This window comes from Exiguobacterium sp. B2(2022), from assembly GCF_028823655.1.
Taxonomy (GTDB): domain Bacteria; phylum Bacillota; class Bacilli; order Exiguobacteriales; family Exiguobacteriaceae; genus Exiguobacterium; species Exiguobacterium aestuarii_A.
Window position 1 is genome coordinate 26,181 of sequence record NZ_JAPEHX010000032.1, and the last position, 7,189, is coordinate 33,369.

General features: G+C 46.7%; 7 protein-coding genes. 2 read left to right on the forward strand and 5 right to left on the reverse strand.

Annotated features, from left to right (window positions below):
- The first annotated feature begins 54 nt into the window (after window positions 1–54).
- Window positions 55–1,089: a PTS sugar transporter subunit IIC gene (locus ON063_RS08070; protein ID WP_214745183.1), complete on the forward strand. Its 1,035-nt coding sequence runs from the start codon at window positions 55–57 to the stop codon at window positions 1,087–1,089.
- A 46-nt stretch (window positions 1,090–1,135) separates the two neighbouring features.
- Here ON063_RS08070 and ON063_RS08075 read toward each other — a convergent pair whose 3' ends face one another.
- The 4 genes from ON063_RS08075 to ON063_RS08090 form a co-directional block, all read right to left on the reverse strand.
- Entirely contained in the window at window positions 1,136–2,176 is a 1,041-nt protein-coding gene (locus ON063_RS08075) for a GNAT family N-acetyltransferase (protein WP_274664785.1), read from the reverse strand.
- A gap of 213 nt (window positions 2,177–2,389) precedes the next feature.
- A complete protein-coding gene (locus ON063_RS08080; RefSeq protein ID WP_274664786.1) occupies window positions 2,390–3,385 on the reverse strand; it encodes a Gfo/Idh/MocA family oxidoreductase in 996 nt (331 codons plus the stop codon).
- Between the two features lie 55 nt (window positions 3,386–3,440).
- Window positions 3,441–3,929 carry a GNAT family N-acetyltransferase gene (locus ON063_RS08085; RefSeq protein ID WP_074034518.1) on the reverse strand — a complete coding sequence of 163 codons (489 nt, stop codon included), beginning with the start codon at window positions 3,927–3,929 and terminating at the stop codon, window positions 3,441–3,443.
- Between the two features lie 74 nt (window positions 3,930–4,003).
- Window positions 4,004–4,438 (reverse strand): OsmC family protein, encoded by a 435-nt coding sequence (locus ON063_RS08090; protein WP_214783398.1) that lies wholly within the window; start codon window positions 4,436–4,438, stop codon window positions 4,004–4,006.
- Between the two features lie 85 nt (window positions 4,439–4,523).
- Here ON063_RS08090 and cls point away from each other — a divergent pair, with 85 nt between their 5' ends.
- The gene (gene cls, locus ON063_RS08095; protein WP_427372873.1) at window positions 4,524–5,987 is read left to right on the forward strand and encodes a cardiolipin synthase; all 1,464 of its coding nucleotides are present in this window, start codon (window positions 4,524–4,526) and stop codon (window positions 5,985–5,987) included.
- Window positions 5,988–6,026: 39 nt separating this feature from the next.
- Here cls and ON063_RS08100 read toward each other — a convergent pair.
- Window positions 6,027–7,189 (reverse strand): methyl-accepting chemotaxis protein (locus ON063_RS08100; protein WP_274664788.1); only part of this gene is annotated, 1,163 nt, incomplete at its 5' end.

The window sequence follows — 7,189 nt, forward strand, 5'->3', positions numbered from 1 at the left end:
GAATATAGAAGAAATTATGAATGAATACAGATAGATAGAAAGAAGGAAGAGTTTATGGTCATTATTCAAGGAATTGCACTTTTACTGCTCATCCTCGCCTTGTTCACACTTTTCAGTTACAAGGCGCCATTCGGAATGAAAGCGATGGGCGCATTGGCAGGTGCGGCAATCGCAAGCTTCCTCGTCGAAGCATTCAACGCTTATGCCATCGGCGGATTACTGCCACTCCCTTTATATGAAGAAGTCGGGCAGGCAGCCGGTTCATTATCTGGTCCTGCTGCCGCGGCACTCGTTGCCATCGCACTCGGAATCAATCCCGTTTATAGTTTAATGATCGGTTTATCCGTGTCTGGTTTCGGGATCCTTCCTGGATTTTTCGCAGGATATATCCTGGCTCTGGCTGGCACACGAATCAATCGCTATCTTCCGACAGGTGTCGATATGATTTTCTACGTCATCGTGATGGCACCGCTCGCACGTCTCGTCGCTACTGGCGTGGACCCACTGGTTTCAAATACACTTGCACAAATCGGTGCGGTCATCGAACTCGCCGCGACGCAAAACCCGGTCGTCATGGGACTCGTTCTCGGTGGAATCGTTACTGTCGTGTCGACGTCACCTCTCAGCTCAATGGCTTTGACGGCGATGCTCGGATTGACAGGTGTGCCGATGGCGATTGCCGCTCTCGCGTTGACTGCATCCATTTCGATGAACTACCTGTTGTTCCGTCAACTGAAAATCGGTACGAAAAAAGACCAGCTTTCTGTAGCCATTGAACCGTTGACACAGGCCGACCTCATCTCGGCGAATCCAATCCCAATCTATAGTGTGAACTTTGTAGGGGGTGCAATCGCAGGATTGATTGTAGCGATGACCGGTATGATCAATGATGCCCCCGGGTCGGCTGCGGGTATTCCTGGTCTACTCGTCATGTATGGCTTCAACGACTGGCAGACCGTCACACTGACAGCTGTTGTTTTATTCATCCTTGGAATCGGATTCGGATTGATTGGAAGTCGACTCTTTAAAAACTTCCCGATTGTCCGGCATACCGAAAAGGTTGAATCGACAGAAGAAGATGCCGCATAAAAAAATCGATGCACGCTTGAACGGTTCGTTCGGCGGCATCGATTTTTTATTTTGCTTTCGGGAGTGGGGTATCCAACCTTACAGGTGTCCGGTAGATTGGAAAGTAATTAGATAATCCATGCAATTGAATGTGCTTTGCATTTAATTGCTGATAAACCTGATCGTTGAATACAAATTGACCAATGTAGTAAGGAAGCGGCTCATCTCCGGAAAAACTCATTTTAAAGTCATAGAGTGCATCCTGCCCGGTCGCCCCTCCTCCGAGATGAAGATGGAGTTTACCCTTTTCACCCGCCCGGCGAATCATTTCACTGAATAGGAAATGGTTGGGACGGAGAGGTAAGTATTCCTTAAGAGACCCTCCAAGGTGATAATTGGCTCCCTCATCTCCGTACAATACCAGAACTCCTGCAACCACGGTGTTTTCAAACACAGCAAATAGAAATTCCGCTTCAAAGGATTCGCTCGTCAGTAACTGAGTGAAATAAGAATCGGTATAATAATAGTCTTCAATTGCATCACGACGATTCATGGTCGCCTCATAAAGATGCATAAATGTGTGAATGTCTGAAGCGTCACCACGCACGACAGTCAACTGTTCACGGATGGCTCGTTTCACGTTACGTTTCGTCATTTTATGAAATCGCTCAGCCAAGTATTCATACGGTTCATCTAGTTTGACATGGACGGTCTGTCGTACTGGAATTGCTCTCCCGAATGTTTCCATAATGATCTCATCAATTCTTAATGGATGATAACGAATCGTTTCGGTCACCGTTTTCTCGTTCTCCTTGCGTTTAATGAAATGTTGCCTTGCGACTTTCACTTCATCATCTGTGAACTTCCCAACACGAAACGGACCACCATATCCATAAGCTGTCACAAGGTCATCATATTTTTCATTGATTCGGCGACGGATATATGGATATACAAGCATCCCTTTTGACGTGACGGCAAGAAACAGCTCTGGTGAGTCGTTCGATTCACAATTCACTTTGACATAATCAAAATGATCATACGCATCGCATGTTGTTAGATCCAACCATTTTTCCCATTCCATTTGGTCTTTGATGATTTTGAATTCCATCATCTCATCCCCTTTTCAGTAAGTGATTTCCATAACCACTTTTCCCATTAAAGGATGAGCACACCAGTGAAGAATTTAACTTTTTGTTGTTAACAATCAATATCCGATAAAGGTAATTCACGAAATAAATATCGTGATTTCTTTTTACGTTTTTATTCAAAAAGAACGAACTCGCACTTAGGCGAATTCGTTCTTATAGAAGTCTTAAGGACATCAATCTACTGACATCACTTGACCCGTCTCGGACGATTGTCGAGCGAGTTCGATCATTTGCGTCGTGAGTGTCGCATCCTTCAATGAAACGACAGGTTGCCGTGTCTGATCACTTTCGGCTAACTGATGATAATACATCAAATAGTCACCTTTCTCGACTTGAATCGTTTCGACCTCATCTGTCGACAAGATTCCAGTCTCTAACACGTCACTCGCCAACTTCCCATGCTTCAGTGCCTCTTCCTGAGGATCGAGCCCGAACTTCACGAAGCTACCTTTCGTTCCATGGACTTCGAATCGGGGAGTTTCGCCAGCGATGAATGGATTCGAGCGAAGATAAACTCGCTTCTCTCCATAATAAAATGTCACATAGAATCCGTCGTCAGACTGTCCACCCTCTCGTTGAATCATCACATCCGCTTGAATCTTGTCAGGTTTCCCGAACAAGGCGAGCGTCTGATCGATGAGATGACTTCCTAAGTCAAACAAAATCCCTGATCCCGGACCTGCATTTTCACGCCAACGGTCGCGTACATTCGGTCGGAAACGATCAAATCGGGATTCAATTACTTTCCACTCCCCTAACACATTTGAGTCGATCAATGACTGAATTGTTAAGAAATCACCGTCATAACGACGGTTTTGATAAACGTTGACGATGCCTTCCGACTTCGCTTCAAGTTCCATCAACTCAATTCCTTCCTCAGTTGTCAGGAACGCTGGTTTTTCAACCAACACATCTTTCCCAGCTTTGAGGCAGGCAACAATCATCTCTTTATGTAAATGCGATGGTGTCGTAATGACATATAAAGAAGCATCCGTTTGAAGTGCCTCGTCTAATGTCGCATACACCGTGGCATCCGGTAATTCAGCCTTTACTTCATTCGGACGTGATGACACAACGCCGCTCACTTCAAAAGTGTCAATCGCCTTTAAAAACGGCAGATGGAATGTATTCGCCGAAAAGCCGAACCCTACCAAAATAGTTTTAATCATGAAAACTCCTCCTTTTCGCTTTTATCATTGTATCAAAAAAAGGGTCCAAAGACCCTTATGCACTCATGCTCTCATCTAATCTGTATTCGAACGTATTGTACCCGTTTCGTGAATCGACAAAGACGAAACCAAAACGTGGATAATAACTATTTAGAAATTCATTGTCAGCGACACAATCTAGACGAATTGGTTCATCCTCATCGGCTTCCTCTAGTACGTGCTCCATGAGCTGCTGACCGACGCCACGACCTTTCAGCTTTTCGCTGACGACGATTCGATGGATATATTGTCCACGCTCACTGTCATCCCATAAGTTGTCATCCCAGTCGTCCGGGGGCAACAATGCGATTGAAGCTAAAATTTGTTGGTCATCTTCAAAGACATATACACTGCCTTCTGCAATGTCAGTGCGCACACGCTCTACGAGGTCCTGTTCCAAATATTCGGTCCATTGGTCGCTTCCTTGTTCATTTAGCGCTACGGCTCGTTGTTCGATTAGGTTCGCGATGTTGTTGGCATCGCGCTTCGTCGCGAGTCGAATCATAACGTCCTCCTTTAGTTATACAGTATTTGAAATACAAATATAACGGAGAACACATTGCCTTTCAACCATCTTGCTCACTGTTGAAGTTCGAACGGTGTGACCTCGCCATCGTTTAATTGATAGCTGTAGGATAAAGTCGCGTTGAGACTATGTGAAACAGAACAATAGCGTTCAACAGATAGTTCAATCGCACGTCGCACTCGCTCTTCTGACATGTCGCCTTTCAGAATATACAAGATGTGAATGGCTGTAAAGCGTTTCGGATGATCGATTGCCCGAACCCCATCAATCTTCATTTCGAACGATTCTAACGGTTGACGCATCTTATGCAAAATGGAGACGATATCGATCCCCGTGCAAGATGCGGTGGCGTGAAGTAACATCTCCGTCGGACGAGGTCCCGTGTCGAGACCGCCGACGTCCTCGGACGCATCAAGTGTCACCGTGTGCCCCGATGGCGTATGAGTCTCAAACGCCATGCCTTGCTTCCATACGACTTCCATGTTCATTGTCTTCTCCCCCTATTTCATTTGATAGCAACCTATTCCCGCATTTGTTGTATGATTAAGCTACAAATCGATTTTTAAGGGGTGTATGTCGTTGGATTGGTCCGTTATTTTCAGTTGGGGGCTATATATCGTCCTCGGGTTAAACTTATTGTTCGCACTCGCCGTCATTTTTGCCGAAAGACGTGACGTCGGCGCAACCTGGGCCTGGTTGCTCGTCCTATTTTTCTTACCGGTGCTCGGTTTTATCATTTACCTGTTCCTCGGGCGACAACTCAAAAAGGATAACTTCTACAATTTGAGTGTGGAAGAACGCTCTTTTCATGCGCTACAAGTGGAAGCACAGCTCGAACAGATTCACACACGTCAGACGCAACTTGCGCAGCCACTGTTCGAAAAGTATGACCAACTGCTTCAAATGAACTTGCGCTCTTCAAAATCATTGATAAGTGTACATAACCGTTCCCTCATCTTACATGACGGCGAACAAAAGTTTAAGGCGTTGATGGATGACATCCGCTCCGCTGAAACCGAAATCAATATTCAGTACTATATCATCCAGCGTGATGCTCTCGGACAAGCACTCTTAAAGGAATTGATTGAACGAGCGAAAGCGGGTGTCAAAGTACGGCTTCTTTACGACGCGGTCGGTTCTCGTAGTCTTCGGAACTCAGACTTCAAAGAATTAATTGCGAACGATGGAGAAGTACGTGTTTTCTTCCCACCGACACTCGGGATGATCAATTTCAAGTTGAACAACCGCAATCACCGAAAAGTCGTCATCATCGATGGGAAGATTGGTTATGTCGGTGGCTTTAATGTCGGGACCGAATACCTCGGACTCGTTGAGAAATTCGGATATTGGCGCGATACCCATTTACGCGTCGAAGGAGACGTCGTCTACAATCTCCAACACCGCTTTATCCTGGACTGGAATTACTCAGGTCACCGGAAGCATGACCCGGAGAATACGTTCTGCTTCGCGAGACATGAGATTAAAGACAATTCACCGATGCAAATCGTCACGAGCGGTCCAAACTCGGATACCGAACATTTAAAAAATATGATGATTAAAATGATCATGTCAGCGAAACGACGGGTCGTCATCCAAACCCCTTATTTCATACCCGACACGAGTTTTATGGATGCATGTAAAATGGCACTCAACTCCGGCGTTCAGATGGACATCATGATCCCAGGAAAACCGGACCACCCGTTCGTCATGTGGGCATCGCTCTCCTTCCTTGGAGAGTTGCTCGATTATGGGGCAAACGTCTATCTGTATGATGAAGGATTCCTCCACGCGAAGACGCTTGTCGTCGATGAGGAGATTGCGACGGTCGGAACGACGAATTTGGATGCCCGAAGTTTCCGTCTCAACTTTGAAGTGAACGCAGTCATTTACGACGAACGCGTCGCCCTCGAACTTGTTTCTTTATTTGAAACAGACACGGCGGTCAGTCGCACGTATACGATGGAAGACTATGAAAAGCGCAAATGGACAGTACGTGCTCGGGAGGGTGTCTCACGACTCCTCAGCCCGATTTTATAACGAAAGAAGCAGAGCTCGGCGCTCTGCTTCTTTTTCATTTTATAGTTTGAATCGTGAGACGAGGTCTTGTAGTTCTTCTGCCATCGTCGCGAGCGCCTTCGCCGATTGTGACACTTCTTCAATCGATTTCAACTGGTCGTCTGTCGTCGCTGCGACTTGTTTGGAGACACTTGAGTTCTCGTCGGCGATGTCAGCAATTTGGGATGCTGTCGCCGCTACTTCTTGGACGTTTGCCGCAATCTCCTCGACAGTTGCCGTCACATCTTCGATTCGCGGTGTCATCGCGACCGTTCGCTTTTTGATTTTCTCAAATCGGTCTGCCGTCATTTCTGAAGAAATGAGACCGGCTTTCGTGTGAGTGGATACTTCTTGCATCAAGTGGACAGATTGCTCTGTCTCCTGTTTGATGCGGTCAATCAATGCCGCAATTTGTTTCGTCGACTGTTGGGACTGCTCGGCAAGCTTTCGAACCTCGCTCGCCACGACAGCGAACCCTTTCCCGTTCTCTCCTGCACGTGCCGCTTCAATCGCTGCGTTCAAAGCGAGCAGGTTCGTCTGTTCTGCAATCCCGTTGATGACCGAAACGATTTCTCCAATCTCACTTGAACGATGTGCCAACGATTGGATGACACCTTCAAACGTGACGACCGATGCATCGATTGCCTGCATCTGCTTGACGTTCTCTCGGACGGTCATCGACCCATCTTCCGCTTCGTTTGACGTCTCACGTGATAGTTCAGACACGTCCATCGAGCTCTCTGAGATGCGCATGATTCCGGATGTGATGGCCTGGAGTGACGTCGCGTTGTCATCAAGTTGACGTTTTGAACCATCGGCACTGACCGCCATCTGGTCGACCGCACGAGCAATCTGTTCTGACGAAGCGGAATTATGTGCGGAGTTTGCCATCAATTCCTGCGAAGATGCCGCGACTTGACTAATGGAATCGTCGAGACGAAGTAATATCATTCGCAGTGAGGCACTCATCTCATTGAAACTCTCTGAAACGCGACCGATTTCATCGTTCGATAAGACGCTGATCGGTTCAGTCAAATCGCCGGATTTGATTCGTTCTGCCCCCTCGGTTAATAAGCGTAACGGGCGTAAGATTGAGCGGAGAACGAAATATAAAAGAATAGCCGCCACACCGAACATACCGATAATGACGAACACGGTCGTCCAAAGGATGCCGACAGTCTCAT